This window comes from Nocardia spongicola (genome assembly GCF_047200775.1).
In the GTDB taxonomy this organism is placed as follows: domain Bacteria; phylum Actinomycetota; class Actinomycetes; order Mycobacteriales; family Mycobacteriaceae; genus Nocardia.
Genome location: NZ_JBJZOO010000027.1, coordinates 1 through 26,995 on the forward strand (window position 1 = coordinate 1; position 26,995 = coordinate 26,995).

Annotated in this window: 27 protein-coding genes; 14 read left to right on the forward strand and 13 right to left on the reverse strand. The window is 65.1% G+C overall.

The window, feature by feature from the left end; all coding sequences use genetic code 11:
• Positions 1–1,158: 1,158 nt before the first annotated feature.
• The 3 genes from ACL02S_RS23420 to ACL02S_RS23430 all read right to left on the reverse strand — a co-directional run bounded on the left by ACL02S_RS23420 (position 1,159) and on the right by ACL02S_RS23430 (position 2,729).
• Positions 1,159–1,428 carry a hypothetical protein gene (locus ACL02S_RS23420; protein WP_412804654.1) on the reverse strand — a complete coding sequence of 90 codons (270 nt, stop codon included), beginning with the start codon at positions 1,426–1,428 and terminating at the stop codon, positions 1,159–1,161.
• A gap of 155 nt (positions 1,429–1,583) precedes the next feature.
• Entirely contained in the window at positions 1,584–1,844 is a 261-nt protein-coding gene (locus ACL02S_RS23425) for a hypothetical protein (protein ID WP_412804655.1), read from the reverse strand.
• A 93-nt stretch (positions 1,845–1,937) separates the two neighbouring features.
• Positions 1,938–2,729 carry a GNAT family N-acetyltransferase gene (locus tag ACL02S_RS23430; protein WP_412804656.1) on the reverse strand — a complete coding sequence of 264 codons (792 nt, stop codon included), beginning with the start codon at positions 2,727–2,729 and terminating at the stop codon, positions 1,938–1,940.
• 361 nt (positions 2,730–3,090) lie between these two features.
• On the opposite strand from ACL02S_RS23430, the gene ACL02S_RS23435 reads away from it, so the two are divergent.
• The 9 genes from ACL02S_RS23435 (at position 3,091) to ACL02S_RS23475 (ending at position 13,166) form a co-directional block, all read left to right on the forward strand.
• Complete coding sequence (locus ACL02S_RS23435) at positions 3,091–3,576, forward strand: hypothetical protein (protein WP_412804657.1); 486 nt, start codon at positions 3,091–3,093, stop codon at positions 3,574–3,576.
• A gap of 477 nt (positions 3,577–4,053) precedes the next feature.
• Positions 4,054–4,278 carry a hypothetical protein gene (locus tag ACL02S_RS23440; protein ID WP_412804658.1) on the forward strand — a complete coding sequence of 75 codons (225 nt, stop codon included), beginning with the start codon at positions 4,054–4,056 and terminating at the stop codon, positions 4,276–4,278.
• 665 nt (positions 4,279–4,943) lie between these two features.
• A complete protein-coding gene (locus ACL02S_RS23445) occupies positions 4,944–6,167 on the forward strand; it encodes a hypothetical protein (protein WP_412804659.1) in 1,224 nt (407 codons plus the stop codon).
• A gap of 565 nt (positions 6,168–6,732) precedes the next feature.
• Positions 6,733–7,878, forward strand: coding sequence for a hypothetical protein (locus tag ACL02S_RS23450; protein WP_412804660.1), 1,146 nt, complete (start codon positions 6,733–6,735; stop codon positions 7,876–7,878).
• Between the two features lie 638 nt (positions 7,879–8,516).
• Positions 8,517–9,866, forward strand: a complete 1,350-nt coding sequence (locus ACL02S_RS23455) for a hypothetical protein (RefSeq protein ID WP_412804661.1) — start codon at positions 8,517–8,519, stop codon at positions 9,864–9,866.
• 701 nt (positions 9,867–10,567) lie between these two features.
• Positions 10,568–10,948 (forward strand): hypothetical protein, encoded by a 381-nt coding sequence (locus tag ACL02S_RS23460; protein WP_412804662.1) that lies wholly within the window; start codon positions 10,568–10,570, stop codon positions 10,946–10,948.
• 43 nt (positions 10,949–10,991) lie between these two features.
• Entirely contained in the window at positions 10,992–11,417 is a 426-nt protein-coding gene (locus ACL02S_RS23465; RefSeq protein WP_412804663.1) for a hypothetical protein, read from the forward strand.
• Between the two features lie 39 nt (positions 11,418–11,456).
• Positions 11,457–12,266, forward strand: coding sequence for a hypothetical protein (locus ACL02S_RS23470; RefSeq protein WP_412804664.1), 810 nt, complete (start codon positions 11,457–11,459; stop codon positions 12,264–12,266).
• Positions 12,267–12,275: 9 nt separating this feature from the next.
• Positions 12,276–13,166, forward strand: a complete 891-nt coding sequence (locus tag ACL02S_RS23475; RefSeq protein ID WP_412804665.1) for a DUF8336 domain-containing protein — start codon at positions 12,276–12,278, stop codon at positions 13,164–13,166.
• Positions 13,167–13,308: 142 nt separating this feature from the next.
• Here the strand turns inward: ACL02S_RS23475 and ACL02S_RS23480 are convergent, their stop codons facing one another.
• The 5 genes from ACL02S_RS23480 to ACL02S_RS23500 form a co-directional block, all read right to left on the reverse strand.
• Entirely contained in the window at positions 13,309–13,962 is a 654-nt protein-coding gene (locus ACL02S_RS23480) for a hypothetical protein (RefSeq protein WP_412804666.1), read from the reverse strand.
• Complete coding sequence (locus tag ACL02S_RS23485; RefSeq protein ID WP_412804667.1) at positions 13,962–14,336, reverse strand: DUF4326 domain-containing protein; 375 nt, start codon at positions 14,334–14,336, stop codon at positions 13,962–13,964. Before ACL02S_RS23485 ends, ACL02S_RS23480 begins: the two co-directional genes overlap by 1 nt.
• Positions 14,337–14,464: 128 nt before the next feature.
• On the reverse strand, positions 14,465–14,830 hold the full coding sequence (locus tag ACL02S_RS23490) for a hypothetical protein (RefSeq protein WP_412804668.1): 366 nt from the start codon (positions 14,828–14,830) through the stop codon (positions 14,465–14,467).
• Between the two features lie 53 nt (positions 14,831–14,883).
• On the reverse strand, positions 14,884–15,024 hold the full coding sequence (locus tag ACL02S_RS23495; RefSeq protein WP_412804669.1) for a hypothetical protein: 141 nt from the start codon (positions 15,022–15,024) through the stop codon (positions 14,884–14,886).
• Positions 15,025–15,053: 29 nt separating this feature from the next.
• Positions 15,054–16,298 carry a hypothetical protein gene (locus tag ACL02S_RS23500; RefSeq protein ID WP_412804670.1) on the reverse strand — a complete coding sequence of 415 codons (1,245 nt, stop codon included), beginning with the start codon at positions 16,296–16,298 and terminating at the stop codon, positions 15,054–15,056.
• Between the two features lie 192 nt (positions 16,299–16,490).
• Between ACL02S_RS23500 and ACL02S_RS23505 the strand changes: the two genes are divergently transcribed.
• A complete protein-coding gene (locus tag ACL02S_RS23505) occupies positions 16,491–16,778 on the forward strand; it encodes a helix-turn-helix domain-containing protein (RefSeq protein ID WP_412804671.1) in 288 nt (95 codons plus the stop codon).
• A gap of 99 nt (positions 16,779–16,877) precedes the next feature.
• Positions 16,878–17,549 carry a hypothetical protein gene (locus ACL02S_RS23510; protein ID WP_412804672.1) on the forward strand — a complete coding sequence of 224 codons (672 nt, stop codon included), beginning with the start codon at positions 16,878–16,880 and terminating at the stop codon, positions 17,547–17,549.
• Between the two features lie 301 nt (positions 17,550–17,850).
• On the opposite strand, the gene ACL02S_RS23515 is transcribed toward ACL02S_RS23510, so the two are convergent.
• From ACL02S_RS23515 to ACL02S_RS23525, 3 genes are all read right to left on the reverse strand, one after another.
• On the reverse strand, positions 17,851–18,264 hold the full coding sequence (locus ACL02S_RS23515; RefSeq protein ID WP_412804673.1) for a hypothetical protein: 414 nt from the start codon (positions 18,262–18,264) through the stop codon (positions 17,851–17,853).
• Positions 18,261–18,515 carry a hypothetical protein gene (locus tag ACL02S_RS23520; protein WP_412804674.1) on the reverse strand — a complete coding sequence of 85 codons (255 nt, stop codon included), beginning with the start codon at positions 18,513–18,515 and terminating at the stop codon, positions 18,261–18,263. Before ACL02S_RS23520 ends, ACL02S_RS23515 begins: the two co-directional genes overlap by 4 nt.
• Before the next feature lie 544 nt (positions 18,516–19,059).
• On the reverse strand, positions 19,060–19,683 hold the full coding sequence (locus ACL02S_RS23525; protein WP_412804675.1) for a hypothetical protein: 624 nt from the start codon (positions 19,681–19,683) through the stop codon (positions 19,060–19,062).
• Between the two features lie 555 nt (positions 19,684–20,238).
• On the opposite strand from ACL02S_RS23525, the gene ACL02S_RS23530 reads away from it, so the two are divergent.
• Both ACL02S_RS23530 and ACL02S_RS23535 read left to right on the forward strand, forming a co-directional pair.
• Complete coding sequence (locus ACL02S_RS23530; protein ID WP_412804676.1) at positions 20,239–20,823, forward strand: hypothetical protein; 585 nt, start codon at positions 20,239–20,241, stop codon at positions 20,821–20,823.
• 105 nt (positions 20,824–20,928) lie between these two features.
• Entirely contained in the window at positions 20,929–21,507 is a 579-nt protein-coding gene (locus tag ACL02S_RS23535) for a hypothetical protein (RefSeq protein ID WP_412804677.1), read from the forward strand.
• A 724-nt stretch (positions 21,508–22,231) separates the two neighbouring features.
• On the opposite strand, the gene ACL02S_RS23540 is transcribed toward ACL02S_RS23535, so the two are convergent.
• The gene (locus ACL02S_RS23540) at positions 22,232–22,576 is read right to left on the reverse strand and encodes a VRR-NUC domain-containing protein (RefSeq protein WP_412804678.1); all 345 of its coding nucleotides are present in this window, start codon (positions 22,574–22,576) and stop codon (positions 22,232–22,234) included.
• An 80-nt stretch (positions 22,577–22,656) separates the two neighbouring features.
• Here ACL02S_RS23540 and ACL02S_RS23545 point away from each other — a divergent pair, with 80 nt between their 5' ends.
• Complete coding sequence (locus ACL02S_RS23545) at positions 22,657–24,870, forward strand: FtsK/SpoIIIE domain-containing protein (protein ID WP_412804679.1); 2,214 nt, start codon at positions 22,657–22,659, stop codon at positions 24,868–24,870.
• A gap of 73 nt (positions 24,871–24,943) precedes the next feature.
• Here the strand turns inward: ACL02S_RS23545 and ACL02S_RS23550 are convergent, their stop codons facing one another.
• Entirely contained in the window at positions 24,944–26,596 is a 1,653-nt protein-coding gene (locus tag ACL02S_RS23550; RefSeq protein WP_412804680.1) for a hypothetical protein, read from the reverse strand.
• Positions 26,597–26,995: the final 399 nt, after the last annotated feature.

Genomic DNA, 26,995 nt, shown 5'->3' on the forward strand with positions numbered 1-26,995 from the left:
TGTGCGTCATACGGGTTTTGCTCGATCGTGGATCTTGTTGTATCGAGTTGCGGTGGGCTTACCGTGGTTCCCAGGTCCGTATCTTGTCGACGAGCAGGTTCCAGGCTGTCGATGGCGTGGGGGCTGGGGTGGGCGCTGGATGTGCCGCGCTCGAGCGGCGTAGCTCAGTCGGCGTCGCCACGCTGCCAGGTCCGGGCGATCAGCGGGCTTGTCCGGCGGGGTCGTTTGTGGCGAGACAAGAAGGGCTACGCCCTGGCCATCACCCGCACCATATGATTTGGCCACCACGTGGCCGGTGGCTGGTTTTGGTTGGTGGGGCAGTTTCGAGGTCGTCGTTCTCGGTGTTCGAGGGGGTTGGTTTATGGCTGGATAATATTTGTCCGAAAGTTAAGGGTGCGTGGTGCTTCGGTCAGGGCCAGCGGGCTGGGTGGTTGTTGGAGAACTCGGCAGCTTCGGGTTGTGGGGGATGGGGGTGTGTTTTTTGGGGGTTGGTGGGGGTGGTTCAGAAGGGTGGTTCGGTTTCGGGGGGGATGTTTTGTTGTTTCGGTGCTGGGTGTGTGCGTGTGGTGTTTTCTGGGTGGTCCTGGGTCACGTGCACGCTGCATGTGGCGCACAATGGTCGCTTCTGGTCGGTCTGATCTTCGGGTAGGACTGCCCCGCACTCGTCGCACTCGTTGTCGAGGTCTTCCCAGGGTTCGTGGTGGCCGCATGTGCGGCAGAGCTGCCGATGTGTGAACGGTGCATCTTGTGGGCGCGCGGGGATGGCGTCGATTTATGTGGTGTGTGGTGGGGTTTGTAGTGGTGTGGCGTGGGGGTTGTCGCTGTCGTCGACTTCGGTGTCGTCGAATACCGCGAGATCGATGCGTTCTGTGGCCTCGTACGGCCTGCATTCGGGTGTTTCACGGTTGTGTTGGTCGAGTTCCGCGTCGTCTGATACGTGGCGTATAGACCTCGAGCAGTATGTATCCGTCATATTCGGTGTCACCGATGTCGGTACCACGTCGCTGGCGGTGGAGGTTTACGTGCCGAGCGCGGGCCCTGGATCAGGTGGGTCGTCGAGTCCGGTCTCGGGGTGAGGTGAGTTCTCTTCGTGTTCTGAAGGAGTCGATTCCGGGTTCGGGGTCTTGTTGTTATCGGTATGAGGGGCGGCGGCCGCAGTCAGTGCCTCGCGCAGGTCTGGTTTTTCTGCTGCATCCGTGCGAGAGCGTCGGCGAGGTCGGCGGCGCGGGTCAGAGTGGCGGCGACCTCGCGGGCGGCGGTGCGGGCGGCGGCGGCGAATTCGTTGCAGAGGGCGGGGTCGCTGGCTTTGGAGTTGATCACGGAGAGTCCGAGGCGGCCCACGTCGTCGCGGCGCTGGTTGAGGCCGCTTTCGAAGTAGATTTCGACGAGTTCGGTGATCAGGGGGGCGAGGGCGGGGTTGGTGATCATGAATCTCCCTTTCGGGGCGGGCGGTGTCCGGTGAAAGCCTTTCGGTGACCGGGTATCTCGCCGTTATCGCCGCGGGTGATCTGTGGTGGTGAGCGGGGCGGAGTCGGGCGGGTGCGGGTTGTCTGTTGTTCGGGAGGGGGTTGGGGGTTGGGTGGTTAGTGGTGGGGGGAGTTGGAGGAGAATCCGCGGAGTGTGGTCCAGATGATGATCGTGATGAGGAGGTAGTTGAAGACGTCTTGGAATGCCAGTGGGGTGGGGGTGAAGCTGAGTAGCCACATCACGATGGTTGTGATGGTGAGGAGGTAGCCGAGTGCGATCAGGAGTGTGATCGACAGCAGTGTGATGGTGCCGAGTGCGCCGAGCTCGCCGGTGTACTTGTAACGCAGTGGGGGGATGCGGATTTCGTAGTCGGTCACGGGTGGTGGTCCTTACGTGGTTGCTGATATCTCAGTATCGGGGGTGTGGTGTCCGGCGTGGTTCGTCCTCGCTGGGGTGTGGGGTGGTCGGGTTCAGTAGCTGTCGGTGGTCAGTACGCGGTAGAAGAAGGTTTCGTTGGCCAGTGGCGCTGGGCCGCCGGGGAATCCGCCCAGCCATTTCGAGAAGTTCAGCGGTGTCGCGGGTGGCATCACGATGAAGCCCTGGTGACTGTAGAAGTCTGCTAGTCCCTGGTCTTCGGTGAGGAATTGGCCGTAGAGGATCTCTACCCCTGCCTTGTAGGCGAGTGAGGTCGCCGCGTCGACGAGTGCGCGGCCGAGTCCGTGCTTGCGGTGGTTCTCGGCGACCGCGACCAGGTGGATCTTGGAGGTGAACAGCAGGGCGCTCATGACCGGGGTGGCGCCGAGGTTGTGGGTTTCAGCGAGGTCGGAGATGAACTGCGCGGCCGGTCCGACGAGCACGCCGCCGACCGCCTCTTCGTCCACGGTCGCGATCAGTGCTTCGGTCCGGCCCCACACGACGGCGTCGAGCGCACCGCCGGTCACCGCGGCCACCATCATTCGGTGGCTGCTGTCCGGATCGCGCAGGGCCGCGCCGAGGATTCCGTCGGTGTGGGCCTGGACCAGATTCGCCGCCAGTTTGGGGCCACCGGCCCCGGCTGTCGTTGCCCAGTTCTCGAACCCGCTCAGTTCTTGCGGGGTGCGGGCCGGGCGTACTCGGTACGCACCGACCGCGATGTCCTTGAATGCCGCGGCCACCGAGGATCGGCGCGGTGATGTGCGGCGAGGAGTGACGGATTTCTTTGGCTTGCGCCCCTTGGACTTCGGCACCGCACTACTTTCTGGCTCGGCACGAACTGCTCCCATGAACGGTACCGGCACCGCCCGGAAGCCACCCCCGAGAGATGCGGGGCATGGTGTTCCATGTGGGAGGGGTGTGTGAGGGAGGGGTTGTGACACAACCCGCAATTTTTCTAGAATCCTAGCATTGTTGGTGTGGTGTCCGGCGCGGTTCGCCCTCGCTGGGGGCGTGGGGTGGGTTGGTGATCGGTAGGGGCCTCGACCCGTCGCACTGCCCGGCGCGGTGCATGATCCGGTCCAGCGGGCGCCGATATGCCGAGCTGGGCGCCGCCCGGCATATCGGCGCACTGGCCACCCTCGAGCGGCCCTCCCCGTGGCAGTGACCACCTGCCACCGATCACCCACCAAGGACGAAGGAGAGAAGGACATGAGCGACTTCGAATGGGGCGTATGGGCTCCGCAAACCGAGACCGAGCGCGAAAAGCTCGGTCCGGCGGCCATCATCGACGGTCGTGGGGAGCCCATCACGGAGATCGATCCCCGTGATGTCCCCCGCTACCAGACCATGGCGCGGCGAGCGGCCGCCACGCGCATCATCAAGCAGCAGCAGGCGAGAGATGCGGCGCAGGGCCGGTACCCACGCTACGTCCTGGATGTCACCCCGACCGCGCAGGGCCTCGACCGGAATCCGTACTGGCAGGACTTCGGGACCAGGTCCTGGCTCTACGATCGCTACGACCTCGAACGACGACTAGAGCGTGCCGAGGTAGAGCGGCAGACCGGGGACATCTCGGCGGTTACCTGGCGCGAGATGACCGACGCGGAGTTGCGGGAGATCGAGCAGCGCGGCCGGGACTATCGTCAGCGTCTCGGCCGGGAGCCGCACCCTCGAGGCCACGACCGTCAGCGGTAACAGGGCGCGCACGGCACAAGGGGACCGGGGCGTCTCTTGCTACCGGTCCCCTTCGTCATTCGATCGCGGTGGGTGGGCTATCGGTCGTCGCGGTCGATGAGGGTGGTCAGCAGGGCCGGGCTCGCGGCAGTGTTGTGTGTCGAGCAGTCTGGTTCTCAGGCGGTGGGATTCGCTGCTTCGGTATCCGTCGTTTCGCCGTGGCACGAAGAAAAGATCGTTGCTGGGTGCACGATCGGTGGCTTGTGCCTCTCTTATATACGACAGCTCCGATCAAGGATGAGGAACCGCTACACATGACAATCGCCTCCACCACATCCCGGCCACCACCGAACCTTGGTGGTGCCTATGGTTCCGCGAGGAATGCAACCCCTGCGAGATCGCGCAGCCCCTTCGGATCGAACTCGACGCCGACCGATCGGATCTTCGGAAAGCTCGACGAGCGTTGGCAATCTACATGACTACCAGGAGTGAGAACCCATGATCATATTCGTCGACGACAACCCGTCCCCGGACTTCGAGCGCTGGTTGGAAGATCAGCACAGCCGAGTCGCGACCGAGCTCCGGCAGTTTCTCAACATCGAGGCGGGACTGCAGGAGATCTTGATCGGTACCCGCCATGCGGAGTTTACGACCCAGCTCCGTTCCTTCCTCGATATCGAAGCGGGTCTCGCGGCGATCGTGTCTGCGCGTGAACTCACCTGATGAGGCCGGTGAGATTTGTCGATGTCCCCGATACCGGGCGAGGTGTCCAGTGCTGGTGAGGTATTTCCTGCCGGCCGATAACAGCGAGCATCGGCGTGGTTTCGGTGCCGGGTTCGGTTGTTGGTCAGGGGCCGGGGCGATGTCGGTGGTTGCTGGGTGGGGGAGGTCAGCGACCGGATTCTCGAGTGGGGTTGATGGTATGGCGGTGGCGAGTATCGCAGAGGTCGGGGATGAACTGCGCGGCCGGTCCGACGAGCACGCCGCCATCGCTCGTGCTGGGGTGTTTTTGGTTGTGGGGGTGGGTTTTTGGAGGGTTGATGTGGGTGGTGGTGCGTCGTTACTGTGTGAGGCGCACCAGGTTTCGTGGCGTGTGACAGTCGGTTTCGGTTCGGCGCGCTCGGCTGCGGTGGGTGTGGCTGCCGGTGGTGGATCGGTGGTGGACCGAGAAAAAGAGAATGCCCACCCTCCTCGTCGCGACCAACGATTCAGGAGGGCGGGCTGGACCCCAAAGGCTGGGTGAGTACCACACTTTCGGTGCGGCACGTGTAGACGATAGCGGATAGGGCTGGCATCTGACCAGTCTGTTGCTCGATCTGGATGTGTGTCGCGATCGGTGTGGGGTGTTTTCTTCGCCGCGGGGTCCGAGAGAGGGAAGGGATCCCGGCATGAGCCATCTCCATGAAGCGTTGGTCAAACGTGTGCATCTGGTCGATATTCCCGCTACCCGGTGGCATGCCTGTAAATCGGTGTTGCGGTGCATCGCCGAGCATGCCAATGAGGCGTCCGCTGATACCGCGTGGCCGGGGGTGGAGCTGATGATGCTCGAGACCGGGATGAGTGAATCGGTGATCGTGCGTACCACCGGGTTGCTGGCCGAGCACGGGTGGATCACCAAGACCCGCCGTTTCGGTACCTCGAATCTCTACCGGCTCAACGTTGGCAAGTTGCGTGCTCATCAGGTCACCAAACCCGCTGTGAAAGCGGTGCATATGAGCGAGCATCTGCCCGCGCTGTTGTTCCCGGGGGAGGAGTTGGGGGAGTTGGTCGCCGAGGTCGCTGCCGCCGCTGGTCCTCTGCGCCCGGTGTCGTGGTCGCTGGTAGCCGGGCGCAGCACCGCCGCCGCGCGGGCTGCTGCTCGCCGCTCTGTCACCGACCCGGCTCGCCCGCTCGTGGACATCACCGAGAAACCGCAGGTCACCACCAATTACGTCGATTCGACGTATTCGCCGTACCCGAATCCGGTACCGCATCCGAAAACGTCGATCCGACGTGACCGGTCACGTCGATCCGACGTGACAGAAAACGTCGATTCGACGATCGAACCTGTAGTGAAGAATCAAGGAACAAACAGACAGCGTCCGCAGCGGCACCGCGAGACAGCGGGCGGGGCGAATGCCTGCCTGTCGGAGAGCTCCACCACGACCACGACTACGACTACGGCCCGGGCCGGGGCGGTGAGCAGCCGAGCGCGGACGCTGCTGCGTGAGTTGCCGCTGGGGTGGGAAGTGGTGATGCCCAGCGTGATCGCCGAATGCGGGCCCGATATCGACGCACGTCTGAATGGTGGATGGCTCGGTGAGGTGTTGACTCGCCGTATCCGAGACCGGTTCGCCGCCGCGGTGACCGGTCTGGGTGGCGTCGATGCGGTGCGCAATCCACCAGGGCTGCTGATCCGTGTGGTGCGTGAGTTGCCGATGACCCCCCCTCCCGCGTCGTCGCCTTCCGTTTCCGCACCGCGGCGGCCGTGGTGCGGGCAGTGCGACGGTGACGATCACCGCTGGATCGAGCACCTCATCGACGCGGGCACTCCCACCGAGCACACGGCCTCGAGCCGCTGCCCGCGCTGCCATCCCGGCGCTGCGCCCACCGACCAGCTCATCGACGCCTGACCTGGGCACACGGGGAGGTCGCCTGTTGTCCGAGGTGGTGCGAGCGATGGGCTGCTGGGGTGGCGCACACACCTGGCCGGTGAAGGTGCTCGGCGGTGAGAGCGGGGCCGGAAGCGAGCAGCACTGATGCCGCACCAGCGTTCTCGCTCGCGCGAGTGCCGTCACGGTGGTTCGAGGCAGATCCGGTCCTCGAGCAATGGCAGCAGCGATGCACGGTTTCCGCACATGTTCGGCATACCAACGCCTCTGGGGCCGCGGCGAGTACTTGGATGGACATCGATGTGCGCCTTCCTCGCCCCCGGACGGGGTGCGATAGTCATCGCAAGGGTCGACGGCCGTGGTGGCTGACAGGAATGGGAGGTTTTCCCTTATCCCGGTGTGGTTGGTGACGAGGAATTCGGCGGGATACGGGGTGCCGTCGTGAACCGGTGACCACCAAAGACGACAATTCTAGAATGCTAGAATGTTGTCGGTACGTGATGTCCAGAACTCCGCAGGCCCTCCGCGAACCCATCACCAGAAAACAGATCCTTCCGGAATGCTCCACCGCTGAAAAGGAATTCTCATGGAATTGACCAGTCGGACCATCGCAGCAGTAGCGGAACTGGACCCGACATTGCTGGAGAGCTCGGCCACGCGGACGTTGATCGAGCTGGGCGCACAGTTCATCGACGAGGTGACCGATCGCTACGGCTCACCCGATGACCCGCGCTGGATGTCGGGCACTGTGGAGACCAATGTCCTGATGACCTACCACAACGGCGGGATCGATGGCCACAGCAGCGCTGGCCCGCTCGGCGACGGTGTGCCCAGGGGTGTACTGCTCATCTCCGCGGCGATGAACCGTGCGGCCGGACGTGAGGTCATCGATCCGCTGCTGCGTGCGACTATGTTCGCCGCTGCCGCCGCTCACGATCACACCCAGCTGTGTGGGCGGTCCCTGCTGCCCGAGGGGCAACAGAACGACGCTTACGGCGACGAACGACTATCCGCCGATACCGCCCGCGCCCGATGCCTGGATGCCGGAGTCCCGGCCGATGTGGCGGATCTGGTGGCGCTGACGATCATGGCGACAGCGTTCGATCCGACCTCGAAAGCCCAAAACGTGGACTACGACGCGGGGTCCGAGCGCGCGATCCTGGCGCAGGAAATCACCGCCGCCGCCGATTTGCTGAGCCTGACCGCCCGGCGCGGACCTCTCGGGTCGCTCGAGATGGTGTGCGAGTCGCTGTGCCTGCACCAGCGCGGACAGCTGGTACAGCAAAACACGAGGGCATTCACCGCGATCTACACCCCGGAATTACTGCACGCCATCGGCGTCTGTCCCGAGTTGCGCAGCGCGTTCGCCGACGGCCTGGTCGGGCAGGCGAAATTCTTCTCCGGACACCGCTACAGCGACTCGCACATCCGCCAGGTGTGCGGGGCGGGAATCGATGATCTGTTCCCCGGCCGGGAAAACAACGTCGAACTGCTGAAGATCTTCCACAGCCTGCTGCGTGATCACACCCCGCTCGAGGTGTGGAAAGTCGCCCGCAACATCGCCGGGTACACCACCAGGGAAGGATCGAGTTCCCTCGGCATCGACTCCGGTCTGTCCGCCGCTGCCCTCACTGTCCAGTCCGCTACAACGGCCCTGTCGACCGACACGGTCGAATCTCCCACTCCCGCAACTTCTTCTGATTCCGGGCCGGTTTGTGATGCCGGTGTGTGATCCCGGGTCGGTCGACCGGCTGGCGTGCCATCTCGAGGTCGTTTTCACGCTCGGACGGTGACCGGGCCCGGTGAGCATGGTCGAACGCATCGCCCACGTCCGTGAGCAGGCCCAGGCCAAACCTCGGTTGCCGCGTGATCACGGGCATCTGGGCGGCAAGGGGCGAGGACGGTGGCGGAACGGACGAGTGGCCCGGCGCTGTTCTCGTATCGGTCCGACTCGCCGCCGGTGGCAGTCGTGAACGATGGGTCACTGGCGGCGAAGGGCTACGCACCGAGCGCGGGCCCTGGATCAGGTGGGTCGTCGAGTCCGGTCTCGGGATGAGGCGGGTTTCCTTCGTGCCTCGGCGGATCGGCTTCGGGGTTCGGGCTCTTGTTGCGAGACGAATGTCTCCGAATGTGCTCACGGGTGGTTTCTCCCGTGCTGGAAGTCTATGGGTTACAGCAGATTCTGTTTCTGTCCTCACCTTCCTCGGTGCGGTGGCCGGGGCGGGCGGTTGATGGCACCCGTGTGGTGTGGGCTCGCCGCTGCCGCGCTGTCGGAATGCTTACCGTCCGAGTTGTCGGAGTGCACTCGACCGGTCACGGGGATCTGGTGGTTGCTGCCCGGCGGTACCGGTGCCCGGGAAGGAGCGGATGATGGCGGTGACTGTTACCGAGGAACCTTATGGTGGTTTCGGGAAATACGCTTTCGAGAACGAAGAGTGCTCGATGGAAAAGGGTTTCGCGCGGTTGCTGACCGGGCGGGACAGCTCCGCTATCGGGAGTTGGGTCAACCCGCTCGAGCGCGTGATCGTCATGTACGACGAGGGAGATGTCACGACCATCCGATGTGACACCGACCGCGAGCTCGGCGACGAAATGGATTCGTTCCGAAACTGGAACAACGCCTACGGATACGGGCCGGTGCGCATCGATGCGAGTCTCACCGGTGATGCGCTCCAGCGGAAACTCATCGAGCGCGGGTTGGGTGAACTGCTACGAGAACGCAGCGTCAGAGGGCACCTCATTCCCGCAGAAGTTCTCGGGGTCGAGGTATCCGACCGCGTCCGCTCGGATACCTCGGCCGTCGTCGAGGCCGGGATGGTGCAGTCCCGGGACGAGGTGCTCGCGGCGATGGGGGAGCTCGCGGCGATGATCGCCGCGTACCGGGCCGGTACCGGTGACCCGGCTGCTGTTCCTGATGCCGCGCGTGCGCTCGCTGACGGTGTCCGGGCCGCGACCGGTACCGGTGTGCTCGATCGGCGTGAGGATGCGCGGGTGGTCAATCGGGTGCGCGGCATGCTCGTCGGTGCCGATACCGAGCAGGCGGTCGAGTCGGTCACCGATCCGCACGCACACGTCGAGTGGTTGTTCCGCACCGACACCCTGGCCGCGCGGCGCGCGTTCGACAGGCCGTATCCCGGTGAAACCGACCAGCAGTGGTTTGCGGCGGTGGCGCGGTTGACCAGGGTTGTGGTGGATGCCGCCGACGCGGGCATGCTGACTCCGGGCGTATCCCACGGACTGCAGACGGTGGTGGGTAACAATCTCGTCAGCTACGCGGTGCCCTCCCGCGGCACCACCCCCGCTGAGCTCGGTTTCGGCCCCGACTGGCAGCCACTCACGCCGGGTGCTGTCGAACGCTCCGATACCGACATCCAGCGCAGCGAGTTCCGGCAGATGCTGTTGATGCTGGCCACCGACCGGCACCCGCTCATCGAAGAGCTGCGCGCCGTCGAAGACCGGATTACTCCCCTCACCGTGAACCGGGTGCTGACCGTCGATGAGGCAGACCGTGCCGCCGCGCTGGTGGAAGCGATCCGCACCCACACTCTCCGCCCGATCCCCTACTCCGACCTCGGCAGAGAGCTGAGCGCCGCGCGGATCGGTCACCGAGACCGGTCCGCCGAGGGACCGGCCACGGTGACGAACACGGACTGCGAACCCCCCGAGCTCGGCGGCCATACCGTCGAGGACACCACCGAGACCGGTCCCGCCCTCGGCTGAACCAGAGGGGGAGGGGTGTCACCCCTTCGGATCCCACACTGTGAGTGGGAGATCGATGTAGTGAGGACAGGGGCGGTGGTTAACCTCGAAGAGCGGACGACATCCCTCGGGTTCCGTGAGCGAGGCGCCAACTGCCGGGTCATTGCACTCGGTGGTCGGCGCCTCGCTCTGTTTCGGTGAACTTCCCGGTGTACGGCTCGGAGCCCGACCCTCGGTGATCTCGGCGGTGGGATCGGAGGCCTGCTCGCGATATCAGAACACCATGCCGGTGTCGGGTCGGTCACCGCCCGCGCCACATACCGCGGGAAGCGGGCACGGTGGGGCCGGTGGCGCGCTCGCCGAGTCGACACATCCGCGCATCCCTGTCTGCGCATCCGATGTCGGTGGTTTCACCACACAGTCGGGTCGGGGCTCGAGCGTGGCGGTTTCGGTGCGGTACCGCTCGGGCCGGGATGTGCGGGTTCTGGGGGTTCCTTCGGTGGATGAGTCCCCTGGGCGGACGGTGTGCGGCGCGGTCCGACGCCAATAAAAGAATGCTAGAATTCTAGAAAGTGTTGGGTCGGGGGCGCAGCTCCTGCTCCTCATCCGGTAAGGAGGCCACACCCATGGACCCCACGCCAGGTTCACCCACCACACCGAGGGCTGATCGTCGGTTCCGTCGACCGAACTCAACTCCGGCCCGCTCGAACAAAGGAAAGCGCATGTGCCGCGGCGCGCTCCGCTCGATCCGCCGCGTATCCAACACTTTCCGCTACCGGCGCAGCCACCGTGGCCCGCTCGGCAGACTCGTGTCGCTGGTGCTGCGCACCCCGGTAGTGCTGGTGGTGGGGTTCTTCGCTACTGCTTTTCTCCTGCCCGCACTGCTACTGACCGCGAACCGTGGTCCCGCCCCCGAAGCCACAGCCGCGCCGGTCATCGACCACAGCGGGTGCGTGATGTTCTGCACCGACACCGAATACGCCACCACCCCCGCCACCCACGTCGTCACCCGTGTCGCTGTGTACCCGGATCCCTCCGCGTGCGGCACCACCGACGTGCTGTTCTCCACCGACAGCAGCGGCCGATGGCCGTCGACCCTGTAGTCCCACCTTTCCGCCCCGCATCCCCGCCAGCAGGAGTGCCCACATGTCCCAGCACATCCACATCGACGACAACAGCGACGGTTTCACCATCACCCCGCCACTGAGCGCGGACGGGGTCACCGCGCTGCAGGATTTCGCCGCCCGCGATCAGCCGCGTGGCCGCCGGGGCTGGCCCGACAGCACCCAATGCGCTTGGACGGTGGAGGTGACCGATCACGGCACTGTCCTCGTGCCCGCCCAGAGCGCCGACCGCGACTTCGAAGAGTGGTTGCAGACCCTCATCGACTACTTCTTCCGAGGCGGCGACCATCACCCCGTGGGCGTCCCCACCTGCACCGATTTCACCGAGCCCCGCACACTCAACGGCCGGATGCGCATCTGGGGCGAGTACGACGGCCTGCGGGACATCGAAGTCCTCGACAACACCGTGACCATTCGCCACCTCAACCCCCATACCGGCCAGGACTGACACCGACCGCGCCAGCGCCCTGGCGAAGGAGATCCCCCCATGCACGTCAACGACCTCGAGCGCCTCGCCGCACTGCTACATCAAGCATTGCAAGAACCCCCCGCCGAAGAGCCCGACACGGTCACCCTGCCGCCGGAACTGCGGGGGAGCCTGTCCGGGGATGTCACTCCCGACCAAGTGAACCAGATCCTCGGTCGGATCGATGAGCTGATGCCCCAGCTGCTCGTCTGCGTATGGGATCGGGTCGACCCCTACGGTTTCGGTGGCCACAAGCGCCTCCGCTTCGTAACCAGCTGCGACCTGCTCTTCCTCGCCCCCGAACTGGTGGCGTGGCTCACTCTCGACCCTGCCGACCCGAACTGCCCCGAAACCCCCGGAGGTTACCCCGACGATTGGGTCGGGGAAGAGGACTGCTGGTCGGCACTGGCATTCCACGACGACGAACACAACGGTGCCCTCGAGGATGTCCGCAGTCTCGAGGCGACCCTCGAGACCGAGGACCGGCTCGTGGAACTCGGCATGCCCGAGATCGACCGCACGATCTGCGAATACTGCGGGGCCTGGATGACCGCCTTCCACAGCCATGGCGAGTTCGACGAAGACAATGCCGCTGTCCGGCTGCCGTGGCGGAACGACGACTGTGGGCCTGGTGGCCCGTTCGCGCTCGCCTACGCACCAAACCCCCAGACCACACCGGAAGACCGGCACATCGGCGTTCGCCGCTTCCCCACCTCGGAAGCAGCACGCACCGAAGCCGATGCCGTGAACCACGCCACATCCTCTACCTACACGGAATTCGTGACCGTGATCGACACCCGTGATCACACCCACCGCCCACCCCAGAAGTGAGAGATAGGGATGACCGGCCGACAACAGCACGCAGCGACTACCCTGACCGACCACCAGGTGACCCAGCTACGCCAGCAAGCGGCCACGCGGGCACGCGGCCCCATCGATCCGGCACAGCTGCGGCGGGTCGAAGAATTCATGCCAGGCCGTTCGGCCTGGGCGAGCGCGATCCTGGGCCGACCGTTCCCCGGGATCAGAGGAATGTCCGTGCCAGAACTGGTGCTGTTGGACTTGGCCGCCCACACCGAACCCACCCCACCCCCACCACGCCCCACCCCCACTCGCTCACCGCGCGAAACCGCCGCCGCTGCCCGCGTCGAGGCGGTCGCCGCGGCGTGGATGACGCTGGCGCAGAAGCTACCGGTGAAGGTGGGAGTGGCCTACAACTACTCCGGGCCGCGGCATCTCGAGACCTACCTCTCCGGCGCCGACCACATCATCCTCCTGGAGCCACTGTATACGGGCCGCCTACACCGCAGCGAGAACACTGCACTGTGCTGCACACCATCACGGTCGAGGAAGTTGCAGTTCAACCCCCCGGACACCCCGGACAAGCGCACCCCCACCTGCAAGGCATGCCTGCGCACCGCCTACCGGATCGCTCGAACCGACCCGGATCCCGTCTTGCTGGCCCTGCCCTCCAAACAGGTCACCCGCCACCGCGCCGGGTACACCACCGAAGAAGGATCGAATTCCCTCGAGGAAATCGGCTATATCGACGTGACCGTTGACGCGGTCCCCGCCGATATCGCCCGCGACCGGTCCGAGGGCACTGACTCCGGTCTGTCCGCCGCCGCCCTCACTGTCCAGCCCGCTACAACAGTCCTGTCGACCGCGGTCGAATCTCCCACTCCCACATCCTCTTCTGATTCCGGGCCGGTCTGTGATGCCGGTGTGTGATCCCAGCCGGTCGACCGGCTGGTGTGCCATCTCGAGGTCGGTTCCGCGTTCGGCCGGTGACCGGGCCCGGTGTCGTGCCGAGCTCGCCGAATCGACACGCCCCCCTCCTGGAGGTGGTGGCTCGATGAACGGGGCATAACGGTCACGCGTTATCGAATGGTTCCTCTCTCACCAGCCACAGGCGCGGGCGCCGCGGTGTGGGAGCACGACCCCCCTCCATCGGGGGGCGCTCAGGGCAGGCCCAGCGGTAGACGCTGTTCCAGTCGAGGACGTCAGAGAGATGGCGGCGCAGGACACCACCAGTGTTGGCGGGGGGTGTCGGTTTCCCGTTGGCCACCCATGCGGCCCGGCGCGCGTCGGAGAGCCGTTCCTGGTCACGGTGGCGCCGACACAGCCCGACCCATCGGCTGGTACCGGTCTCGGGATCGACGATGTCGAAGAACCGCACCGTGGCGGAGTGCCCGCACGGGCCGTCCCGGCGAATCATCGGTGCCACGCACGTGGCGCGGCCCGGTCCGCGTTGGGGTTCGTATCGTGGTACGTCGTCGGCGATCGTGCGCTTCACCCAGGAGCGCTGTGCCGCTAGCGAGTTCGGGCCGTACGCCAGGATCGTGACCTCCCGGATCCACATCCGCCCGAGGTGCTTCTTGCCCTGCTCGCACCGGATCTCGAGCACCTCGTCGAGCGCGAACGCCAGCAGCAGGGTGTCTCCGGTGAGATCCGGGTCGGCGAGCATCCCGCGTCTGCGCTCGTCGCGACACAGGATGGTTTGCAGGTCTGTCGAAACGTTGTCCATCAGGGCTCCTGGTTGGCGATCGACAGCAGCAGATCGGCATGACAGACATGGTCGAGGGGACACCAGCAGGCCAGATTCCGGCCGCGCAACTCCGCACGGATCTCCGCGCTCGAGGGCACCCCGCCGCCGAGATATCCCGCCGGCGCGTCCTGCTGGGCGTCCTTGCGCGCGATCGCTTCGGCGAAGCGATCCACAGCGATCCGACGGGCATCGGCATCGCTCACACCCTCCTCGACCCGCCAGTCGAACGGGTTGCCGAACCGCGACGGGCGGGACACACAGATCGTGTTGGCCGGTAGCCGCCACCCAGCAGTGCGACGGCGCTGGACGCGAACCGCGGAGGTGCGGCAGGAGGAGGCATCGGTATGGCTCATGAGGAGATCTCGGTTTCGTCGACGAAGGCTCGTAGTCGGAAGTTGTTGCATTCTCGTGCATCTCGATGCGGTGGCCGATGATTGTCCGTGACGGGTGGAGATGACTTCCGCAGCCCACGCACAACCGGTCAGGGGTATCCGTGGATGGTGGGTGCGGCTGCGATGTCCGATGGTTGGCACACGATCGAGTCCCGCGCATTCCACGCGGTGTGGTGGCGTCGCCGGATACCGTCTTCGAAGAGCACGGTGATCGCCCACGGCATGTCGAACGCGGCAGGTTCGACATCGAGCACCGTGTATTCCTTCTCCCAGTAGCCGCTGCGGTAGACGCCGCCGACCCGCCGCGGCCCGATCTGCTCCATCACCGCCGCGGGATGCGCGGGAAACGTCCGGGTACCGCAGAGCACGCATTCGGCGCTGCAGAGCTCTACCTGTGACAGCTCGGGGTGCACGCAGATCCGCCGACCACACGCGGTGCATTCGGTGGTGTACAAACCCACCCACCTCCGGTCGAGATGCGAACACGGTACCGGTGATGATGCGGTCCTCATCCTCCGCTCTCCTCCTTCGAGAACGCTTCGCGGCGCAGGTCCACCGCGGGGCGGCTTCCTTCATACGGGCTTTCGGCGAACGCGGCGGGTATCCAGCAGCGCAAAGACCTCGGCGCGTCGTGATTCTTGGTCGTCATCGGTTAGTTCCTTCAACCGGGGTGGTCGGTCAGCGCAGCGGCGCGGGAAGGGTCGATACCCGGAACGCCGTGTAGTCGCCGTTGGGGGTGATCGTGGTGGCCATGTCCGGTTGGGTGTATCCCGACGGGTTGGCCTCGGGGAAGTTCCGGATCCGGGGGCCCAGGGCCGCGACGGCGGCCTTGTCGCCGAGGCAGCCGAACGCGAACGTCGCCGACAGAAGCTCGCGCAGCTGCTGGGGCAGGCTCTCGGCGGTGGTCAGCAGGACCACGATGCCGTACTGGGCGCCGTGCGCGAGCAGATCGCGCACGGCCGCGGTGTTGGCCTCGGCCACCATGTTCCGGTGTCGGGTCGCGGCGCTGCGCCCGGGAGTGCGGGCCAGCAGCGATGTGTAGCTGTCGACAACGACGACCAGCAGCGGCCAGTCGATGGTCGGTCCCGCACACCAGAAGTCACTCACCCCGAGCCCGGAGCGTTGATCACTCATCCTCTCCGCTCGCCACCGCCGCAGCGCCACCAACTCGGTGAGCACCCGGTTGACCCCCTCGAGGTCGTCTCCGGTCATAGCCACTCGAGCCCCACCGGCCAGGACACCGTAGTCACCGGCGAACGGGTCGGGATTCCTGCCGTCGAGCACGACGCACCGCACGGTGGGATCAGGCACCAGTTGCCGCAGCAGTGACACCACGAACGCCGAGGTGCCGATGCGGCCGTGAACAGCGATACCGGAGGTGATACCCAGATCCACCGTGACCTCGGCACCGAAGGTGTCGGTGCCGCACAGCAGAGGCAACCCCTTGCGGGCCCGCACCGCCGGATCCGCTGATAGGTCAGCGGTCTGCAACCGCAACTGCAACACCCCGCCGCCGAGTTGTTCGCACACCACCCGCTGGACTCCCCAGTAGTCGGCGAGGTCACGACAGCGCAGACGGAACTTCTTCAGCCCGATCCCCGGCGCGGTGCGCACCGTGATGGTGACCCCCGTAGCGTCGGCGCGGACACGGCGGATGCGGGGGATCTGGACGCGGCCACGGCGGTGGAGCACCCGTAACCGCAGGGTCCTGGCCGTCCGTGGCCAGCCACACAGCACCCGGGCGGCCAGGACTTCGTTGCGGCGGTGCGCCGGATCGCTGGCACGCATGATCCGCCACACCATCCCGACCCACGAGCCGAGGCCGCCGTGGTAGTCGGCGACGGCGAAGAGGATCACCGCCACGGCCGCCAGGATCGCCACGACTGCCACCGTGGTCGGTAACGGGATCAGGGAGACGTCCATCGGAAAACCCTTCCTAGATTTCGATGCCCCAGAGCGGTGGCGCCACCGTGGTGACCTCAAAGACCGCTGCGGCGGTGGGTCGGGGGTATCGACTTCGGTATGTGTCGTGATCGGGATACCGGAGGCCCTCCCCGAACCGGGATGTTGTATATATCCTACATTCAAGTGTGGTTTATTTCCTACACTTGGTGGATGATCTACTGTCTGATGGTGCCGAAGATGACCGATGACGCTGTGCGCAGACGTCGAATAGCGTTCGGGAAACGCCTGCGCACTCTGCGTGCAGAAGCCGGGAAGAGCCAGGCCGAAGTAGCCGCGGCGGCAGGGACCGACAGGTCGTTCTATGTCGGTGTCGAGGCGGGCTACCGCAACATCTCCATCGACAAGGTCTTCTTGATCGCCGATGCCCTCGGAGTCGACGTCGCGCTGCTGTTCAGCGACTTACCCGGTCGGGCCGATCGCACGAGGATGAACTCCTAACGCTTCCACCGCGCTGCGCGCGGATCCGACGCGCGCCCTCCCGGTCACATGATCTGGAACAAACCGGGTGAAAAACAGGAATCCCAGTAGGGTGTGGGCGTGAGCGACCCGCTGGACGCCCTGGAAAAGAGCATCACCGAGCTACGCCGCCTACGCCGCGCGATCCGAGACTCCTGCGCATCCGGAGATACCAGACAGGCCAGCGAACTACGCGCCCAACTCCGCCGCACCGAACGAGCCGGGGACGCCCTCATCGCCCCCGACGAGCCACCCACCACCCCACCGGACCTCTCCGCCATCCTGGATATATCGACCCTCCAAGGAATGCTGCTTCCAGCACGCGAACACGTACACCGGGCTCTGATGCTCCTCCGGACTCCAGCCACACCGAAACTGATCATCGAGGTACACCAAGCGTTCTTCCCCGGCGAGCTCTCGGCTTCCAAACTCTCGAGCCTGCGCCGCGACGAGGAACGCTCCTACCGCACCGCTCCCTGCGCCCGCCCCTATTACCTGCGCCCTGCCCTGACCCATGACCTGCTGCCCCCGGCACGAGCATCGCTCACGATCAGCACCTGGCCCCTGGAACAGGGGATCATCGGCCCACTGTCCCGACGCGTGGACTTCCTCACCAACACCATCCACATCGCCGAAGCGGTCCACGCCGCGGCCGAGTCCACACACACACCGGCCCCACTCCAGCGGCACTGCGCCTCCTCGCACGCTTCGCCGCGAACATTCCCACCGCACCGCAAGACCCGATCCACGTGATCGACGAGGCTCGCACTGAACTGGAGGGTCACGCCGCCCGCGCCGGCCACCCGGCCACACCCTCCAGCTCCACCACACCAGCCCCGCCACCGGTACAGAAACACGGCATCATCGAACACGACGACCACACCGGCGAACTCGGTCCTGCCGGTCCCTGAACAGCCGAAGAGCGCACACCGTTGTCCGCCAACACCACGGCCGCGGAGCGAGCTCGGATCGTCGCCATGGCGGAGGCACTGACCGACCCCCGGGGGGACACCTCGATGGCCGTGGCCCTACTGCCCCGACCCTTCTGCGGTGGTCAAGGCTCGCGCAGTTCGACCAGAGGAACCTTCCAGGGCAGTTTCTCGCTCACCAACTGCCAGCGCGCGGCATCGAGAGTCAGCACCGGCCAATCGAGACGTTTGGCCACGGCGGCGGCGTGCGCGGCGGCCACATCGTGCGGTGATCCGAGCCAACCCAGCGCGTGAGCCAGCGCGGTGATGTGATCGAGGTCGGACAAGTCGTCGAGCATCACGTGCTCGACATGGGCAACCACGGCATTGAGCGTCTCACACTGCTCGTCGGAAAGCCCGGCCTGTGAAACCACCAAGACATTGGCAGGCGCCGCCATCCGCAATTTCCGTGCGTCCAAACTGGCGATCAGATGAGTGACATGGGCATCACCGTGAGCGAACGCGGTGATCAGGGTGTCGTCGAGAACATATCCACTCAACGGGTGCCGTCACGCTCCTGCGCCAACCGGGCCAGCCGCTCGGCCTGCTGGGTCGCCCACGACACCGCCTCCGGATCGCGGCGCGCTGCGGCGAACCGGTTGTCGAGAAGCGTCCGCTGATGGGCGCGACGCGATTCGTTCTGATCGATCAGCTGGCGAATGGTGTTCTCCAAGGTCGAACCCTTCGGTGTGAGCGCTGCTAGCCGGTTCCGGGTCTCTGTGCTGGTCTGGATCGTCGTCTTCTCACCCATACACAGAAGTATAGATTATCTATAGCTACTATGGCGCGAGTATAGTAGCTGGTGACGAGAGGGCACGCAACCCAGATGCACCGCGCACCCAGGGCGGACCCCGTCCCGCACGCGGAACACCCACCTCGGCGAGGCTTCGGGGCAACAAGCGCGAAATCCGGGGTACCCCCCTGAGATCCGGCGGGGATGGACCAGTGCCCCGGATGCGATGCCACACCAGGAAAGCGGGGTACGCCGCCGAGGAGGGGTACGGTCATGAGTTACTGCCCTGTCCGACAAGCCCCTGGGGTGGGCGCAGTATTGCAGTCCAATCCACACAGGGCAGCAGATCCACTACCCCGCTACCCCACTCACGGGGAGCAGTGGAGTAGTCACCCAGAGCAGGCAGGTGCACCACCTCACCTCTTCCCACCCCAACAAGGGGCAGGGCGACCTGGATCTACCCCACCGATACCCCGCGATACCCGTACCAGTGGGTGTATTCGCAGCGCACCTGACAACCACACATACCCCGCACCACTCCTACCGTGCCCTCCCAGGGCAGTCACCGCGACCGTAGGGCGTGAGAGATGACGAGCGCACGGTGCAGCTCGTCGGCGGCAGCCACAGTCCGGGCATGCTCACCGCCACCGAGAAGTCCGTCGCGGGCACGATCGGCGAGGACGGTCAGCACCTCGGAGGTGCTGCGCGGAGAATTGAGCACCAACGCGACGGCCTCACGGTGCGCTTCGGTACGAGTACGCGCAGGGGTGTAGTCCGCGGGCAGCACCTCCGGCATCGCCGCGGACGTCCCATCCAGGGCCTGGTGATAGGCCTGCCACAAGTCATACAACAGCGGTTTGAAACGCTGGAAGGTCCAGCGGCTGATCTCGGTGAGCGGGGGATCGGCGCGCATTCGATGGGCGAGCACACGCAGCAGTTTCTGTATCGCTCCAGGATCGGACAACACCCGATCGACCGCGCCGTCCGGACTGATCGGGCGACTGCGTTCGACGACTCGCTCACGGATTTCCTCATGAATCTCGACAGGCTTCCCGCCGCGCCGGGCAGCGCGGCGTTCAGCGAATGCAAGCCACCGGCAATCGGTTGAACACCACACCTTGGGGCGTCCCCGACCACCCGTCCGCTGGAATGTCTTGCCGCATCGCGGGCAGCTTGTGTTCTCCATCTCGGCAGCCTACCGATTTATATTCAACGTAATTCCGAGAAATCGGCACGATGATGCAAAAGGTGTAACCCCTCATCGAGATCTTTTCGTGACCTATTGGATGAGGGGTGTGAAGGGGTGTGCAGAGGGTGAGAACCGGTAGGCATCGCAGTGCGCTATGGCCGGTGAGTGGGGTTTCAGTCGGAGTGTCAGTGTCAGGGTGTCTTTGAGCGGGAGGTCGGAACAACCGGCGAACGCGCACTGCTGGCACTGAAACTGGTCAACAGTGGCCTGCCGATCCACATTGACGCCGCCCTGCTGGGCCACATGAACATCCAGACCGCCCGCGGGTATTTCGCTGTCTTCGACGAGGAACGCTGGCAGCTGCGCCTGCGTCCTCGTCGCCGTGGTCCTCGAGCATGTCGCCACCGACTTCGGCCCGGTCGGCCTCCCCAACGGCCTGTTCTCTGGCGGCGTCGCCTGCGTGATAGTCATGGCCTTCACCCGACTGTGGGATATAAACAACATATTTGTGTAGGATATATACAACAAGTCGAATCCGAGAAGGTAGTCCACATGACCATTACCGCAAACGACACCGAGTTCCTGAGCGCCGTCCTCGCGGGCATCGACGCTTGGCTTGATGACGACAGAAACCTCGATGAACTCGGCCATTCGCGCAACCTGATCCGGAAACGCATCAGTCAACTCGCTACTGACTCCGAGGAATCGCCTACGCGGCCTGCCTTCGTCATCGTCCACGGAGATCCTGCATCGTTCGAGGTCGACGAGGCCGCCTTCGAGCGATGGATCGCCTCGAACGAAGACGAGGTCGCGGGTCATATCCCGGGCAGCCACCACGAGGAGCCGGTCAGCGACCTGATAGCTCTGTTCGATGCCGCTCGCGCCGCCGACGTTATCACCGGCGACTATCGCCTCGAACTGCTCATCGACGCCGCCAACGCCCCCCGCGATCCCGGCTTCACCCTCCTGCTGCGCAACCGCAACGGCGAGCAGGAAAACATCGCCGTGACAACCGGATTCACCGAACTCATCTACGCCGACTCTGCTCTCTCAACTGCCCAGGCAGCACGCTTCCACCTCGAGCACGTCATCACGGTCGCCAACGGCCTGCTCTACCTGATCACCGGCGACCTCTAGCGGTCCAACCGCCTGCCCGACCTGATCGCGGTGCCCTCCATCCCCACGAGGGCACCGCGATTCGCCCACCAACAAGGACTCCCCACGGGGCCAGAAGGAACCAACATGACAAACATGCACAAGGCCCTCAACGAACTGCGTTCCGATGCAGATGATTTGGCGAAGCGCATCGATGCTCTTACCGATGAATGGGACGCTGTGGAAGAGGTCGACACCAACCTCGGTGTCGATGTCCAGAACATCGGCACCGAGGTGATGACTCTGCTCGACGAGATCACCAACGCGGCGAGGAGATCGGACCCCCTTCGTGCCCTGCAGTTGTTCCAGGATGCGGTCAGCCTGCATGAGGCGATCCAGCTCTACGAAGAGCTCGACGAACACGAGACCGACGCCAGCATCGACATCTTCGACCGGCTTGGCCCCGGCATCGCACTCGTGCGGCGAGTGCTCGACGTGCTGGAAGCCCCCGATGCGAATCACGGACTCACCAACGGTGAGCTGATCGCACAGCTCCGCCAGCATCCGCCCGATCTGAAAGTCTGGCGCGTCGACCCCTCCAGCCCCGACGGATACACCGCGTTGAACGGTGCGGTCGTTCTCGGGCATGATCCCGACCCCGCACAGGGCGAACCCGAGTCATTCCTTGTGGTCGGAGTGCCCGCAGCACGTCCTGCGTGTAACTGAGCCACCGAGAGAAGACCGAGATCAACCCTCGACAGCGGCGGATCGGTGACGGCGATGGCCCTGCGAGAAGACGCACGAGGAGTGGACCAACGACTACAACGGCTGAACTCAGCTGGACCGACTGCGCCACTGACATCCCCGGATGAGGGGGAGTGTGCAGTCCTGAGCCGATACAGCTGCCCCGTCGCCGGAGGGTATCCGGGGCAGAACTCCGGCCCCCAGGGCAGAGCAGAAGACTTCCCCCATGATCACCCAGGTGATCCGGACACCGCGGTGACAGTCCACCCGCTGGAAGCACCCCTATCTGATCGATCCCCCTGGGGCACCAAGTCGGGGCAGCGGCCGCTGCCCCGAGGGCGGCATACGCCGGAGAGCGGGTGCAAGAACACGCCGGATTCAGCCGGCCGATCCACTCTGATGCATCCACATGACGTTCGGCGTGCGTGCAACGGGCATGTAGACACAGCTGCACCGACCAACTCGTCGATCGGTGCAACTCGAGCACCAGATACAGAGAAACCGAAACCATACGACCACCCCAGCACAGCCGGGGTAGCTGTGACCTGCCGAAACTTTCCCGGGGCAACCCTACGGGGTACCCCGGGTCAGTTTCGACCAGCTGTCCTCACCACACACCGAACCCCCCTGCCCTCTCGGGACACACCAAAGAAGCGTGCCCCGGATTCCGATCGCACGGAGCCGGGGCACGCTGGGGCAGTTCGGGTCAGGCTACGTGCTTGTACCCCAGAACGTCCTGGATGATCCCCCAGTCCGATGGGCGCCACAGATAGCCGTTCGCCCCGGCCGCATCCAACCACCGCAGCTGCTCCCGGGTAGCCCGGCCTTTCTCGGTCTTCAACTCCACCAGCAGCACTACCCCGTCCCGGGCCAAGATCAGATCCGGTAGTCCGGTGTCGCCACTGTAAGGGGTGCTGATCCTCCCGCTCCGGTGTAGCGCAGGCCGAATGTGCACTACCCGCCAGCGATGCCACTTCGCGTGGTCCATCACCCTTTGCTGAAAGTCCTTCTCCGAGATGTCCAGGGGGAGTGCGGAGAGGTTGGTGTACATGCGGAGCTTCTTCCCTTCGACGCGACCTCCCGACATGGTAACTCGGATTGATAGAATTCTAGAATGTCAGCATCTAGAACATGTCGGGAGAGGCCGTCGATCGGGGGCAGCACCACATGAATCGGATGCTGCGCCTGAAAAACCTGACCGCCGCCGCCATCCTCTGCGTCCTCGCCGCCGTGATCCTCGGCTACCTCGTCCTCGAGCATGTCGCCACCGAATTCGGCCTGGACGACCTCCTCGATGACCTCCTCAACGGCCTGCTCATCGGCCTGTTCATCGGCGCCATCGTCTACGTGATAGTCATGGCCTTCGCCCGCTCCCACACCGAGAGCCGCCACCAGGCAGCCCAGGCAGCCCACGAGGCAACATGGGCACATACAGCAGCCACACTCACCGACCCGGTCGCCCGCACCGCCGCCGGACTTCTCCGCCATCCACAACACGCCGCCAGCCTCTGGCACCAACACAAGATCGGTGACACACCAGCACCCGGCATCGTCCCCACCTACCCCACCCTCCGTATCACCGACAACCACCCCGGTGTCGAAGAAACCCCCTCCGGCGCCCGGATCCGGTTAGCCATGCCCCCGGGATACCGCGACCCCGCCCCCTACATCCGCGCCCTCCCCGAACTCGCCGCCGACATCGGCGCCGACGAAATCGACTATGTCGGCCTCGACGACGCGAACACGACGATCATCCTCGACATCATCACCCGCAACCCCCTCGACGAACCGGTCTGGCAGGACTGGCTGGCCCAGTTCACCCCCCGCCTGCACACCGGACTGGGAAAACTGGCCGAACCCCGCCTCGCCCGCCGGATGTGGGTGAACCTGGGCCTCGGCCGCGACCACAACCCACGCACCGGCGAACCCGCAGTCCACCCACAGCTGCAGCCCGGCCAGCACGACGGCCTCCCCGATATCGGCGTGCGCCGCGTCCCCGTCGGCGCCCTGGTGCGCCTGTCGATCCCCGACGGCTGGTCGGCCAAGGACTTCGACACCAAACTCCCCCACCTCGCCACCGCCCTGAACGTGCCCGAGGTCCGCGTCCACGCCACCGACGGCAACACCATCACCCTCGCCCTGCGAGTCCTCGACCCCATCGCCGAGATCATCTGGTCACCACTGATCTCGGTCCAGGACGTGATCGGCCCGGACGGGAGCACCACCACCACCTACCTGCCGACCGTGCGCCCCGGCGCACTCAGCTGCCACGACGACATCCTCCTCGGCTACAACGAGCACGGCGGCCCGCAGACACTCAACCTCGCCAAAGACGGCCACCTCGTCCTCGGCGGCGGCACCCGCACCGGAAAATCCATCACCCTCAACAACATCATCGCCCCGGCCATGCTGATGCGCGACGTGAAAGTCCTGCTCATCGACCCCAACGGCGCCGCCACCCCACCCTGGTACCGCGTGCTGCACCGCGTGTGCGAGGACAACGACGGCGACGCCGCCGCCGCGGTCCTGCAGGAAGTGCTGGACGAGATCGGACGACGCAAACCCCTGTTCCACCACCTGAAAACCGACAAGATCACCCAGTTCTCCGAAAAGCTGCCGCTGTGGCTGGTCGCCGTCGACGAGGCCGCCAACTTCCGCAAGCACACCCTGTTCGGCACACTGCTGGCCAACGTGGCCGCCCAAGCCCTCAAATACGGCATCGTCCTGATCCTGTCCAGCCAGAAGATCTCCGAGGACAACATTCCGACCTCGGTGCGCACCAACCTGTTCAACCGACTCACCCACCGCGTCAACGACCCGGCGGACTACCGGATGCTGTTCGCCACCGCCCCCCAATTCGCCGACGAAGCCCAAGACCGCGCCATGGCCCAAGGTGTCGCGATCGCCTCCCTGGTCAGCCACCCCACCCCCATCCGGATGCGCAGCCTCTACCTGCCACCCGCCGCCTGCTTCGCCCTCGGCGCCGCCGTACTGGCCGTCCGCGGCGCCGAACGCGACCATCCCTACGCCGACACCCCCATCGACCCGGAAGAAATCCGCATCCACAAACCGAACGACAAGCACATAAACCCGCCGCCACCCCCCCACGCCGACAAAAATCCCAGATCGGGGGCATACGAAAAGAACGACGAAAATGTCCTCCCTTTCCGTCGCCACCCTCCCATGGGGGTGAAGGAATCTTTGGGGGTGATGTTATGCAAAGCCCCTGGATGCACCCGACCCATCACCCAGAAAACCGGCCCCGGCCGCCGCCGCGAGACCTGCTCCCAAAAATGCCGTGACAACCTCTCCAAAGCCAGAGCCCGCGGCGAGATCATCGATTGAGGGAGAGGACGAACACCACAACACGCGGGCCCAACCAACGCTGGGTTGGGCCCGCGCTGCTGCTCACAGCCCCCTAGCCGCCGCTGCGCCGTACCCCGAACACCTCACCTTCACCGGTCTCCCCTCGCGGATCCCGATCGCGCACAATGACACCCTGCCTCTCCTGCTCCCCGAGTAACCGCGTCGTCTGCGGATCGACCGCCGCCCCCCCGATCTGCCACTTACGTACACCGCGCCGAGTGACCACCAGGGTGACCTGATCCTCCTCCACCGCTGTCATCAGCCGCTGCCGCTGATCCTCCACCGCCGCCGCACGTCCCCGCCGCCCCGAGGTCCCCGCCCGGGAACGCCCATCCCCCACGCGATAGCCAGAAGATTGCGATGACGGTGCAGTGGAGGAATGTTCGACCGAAGACGGACTCACCGACCGCTGCCCGAACACCTTCTCGAACGCCTTCTCGTACGCATCCGCGTACACCTGTTCGACCTTGGCGTGGTGCTCCTGCCGCAACGCGGACATCTCCCGCTGATGTCCCTCCCGTAAGGCGTCCAGTTCCCGCTGATGCCGACGCCGCGACTCATCCAGTTCCCGCTGGAGGTCATCGCGCGCCGATTCGGTTGTCGACAAACGAGATTCGAGCACCCGCGCAGCACCGAGAGCCTGATCGCGTTCCGCTCGCGCCTGCCCCTCCTGCTGCTTCGCCTCCTCGACCAGAGCCCGCTCCGCGCGCCGGATGTCTTCCGCCTCGGCCAAGGCGTCCGCAGCCGCCGATTCCGCCTCCTCACAACGCGTCTGAGCCGCCGCAACCTGCTGCTGCAGCTCCGCCATCTGCATCGCGAAACGGGATGCCTCACCGTCGATGAGCTCTCGCACCGCCACAGCGAGCCGAGCGGACTCCGACAACGCCGCCACCATCTCCGTCAGCTTGTCCCGCGCCGCCGGCTCCCCGTCTCCGGAAGGAGAGTCCTCGGCCGCCTGCTCGTCATCCTCGTCCCCGACAGAGCCCGAATCACCTCCAGGAACCTCCTCGGCCACCACGATAGGGATGTTCGCCAGAGAGTCGCTGACAGCGGTTCGTTGGGCCGGAGCGATCACCTCCGCGGATGTCAGCGCGGTGATGGTTGCGGTGAGCGCCGCCTCCGTCTCGCCACCGGGCTCCGAAACCGGAGCCGTACCGGACTCCAGCTCGTGCCCGGGCTCCGACGCCCAGTTCTGCAGCGCTTTCGTATACAGACGCCCGGTCCGCTTCGAATGATGGGCAGCAGGGCCACGGATATCCGCCTCCGCGCACTCCGGGCACTCGAGGCCACAGTACTGCGGCTGCTTCCCGCTGTCCGTGCGCTGAAACACGGCATGACCACAGAGGACGGGAACACGTACGAGTGTCCCGACAGGAAGCACACCAGTTGGGCCGTAGGTCTGCCACAACTCCTCATTCGGCCATTCGAGATCGTTCTTCTGCTGATGTACCGGGGTGAGATCGGCGGACTGGGCAACCGCCCACAGCCCCACTGTGCCACACGCAGGACATTGAGCGTCCTTCGACGGGATCAAATCCGGCGCTCCGGACTTCAGCCAACCGGCGACCCGAACTTTGCTGATGAGATGCTCGGTGCGGCATGCCAGACAGTGCAGCGGGTAGGTCCCCATCGCGATCGACCACAGGGTCTCCCCCTCGGCGACAACCAGATTGCGCAACCGCATCGGCGCGCGACACCAGGACACGATCTCTCCGATTGGGACACGGTTCCTCCGTTCGGCCGTCTCGACCCAGTCTGGTAACTCCAGTTTCCCCATCGTTCCTCCTACCTTCCCCGGATCCCGAAGGCCCGCATTTTGTATACCCCCAACTCTACCCCAAGGTGACCCGAAAACCCCCGAAAACATGGGGGGAATCGCCATCTTTTTTGGGGGGAATGCTTGCAAAGTTGGGGGCATAGACTGTAAACTGGGGATATGAAAAGGAGCGAGGGACTGGGAAGCGACAGAGAACCGGAAAAAGCCGAGCTCAGAGGAGGTAATTGACGAGAAGGCCGGAACGGGGTATGGTCGATAACCATGCCCCCCACACCCCAAGCCCCCACCCCCATATTGGGGGCAGACAATATGGGGGTGGGGGGAATG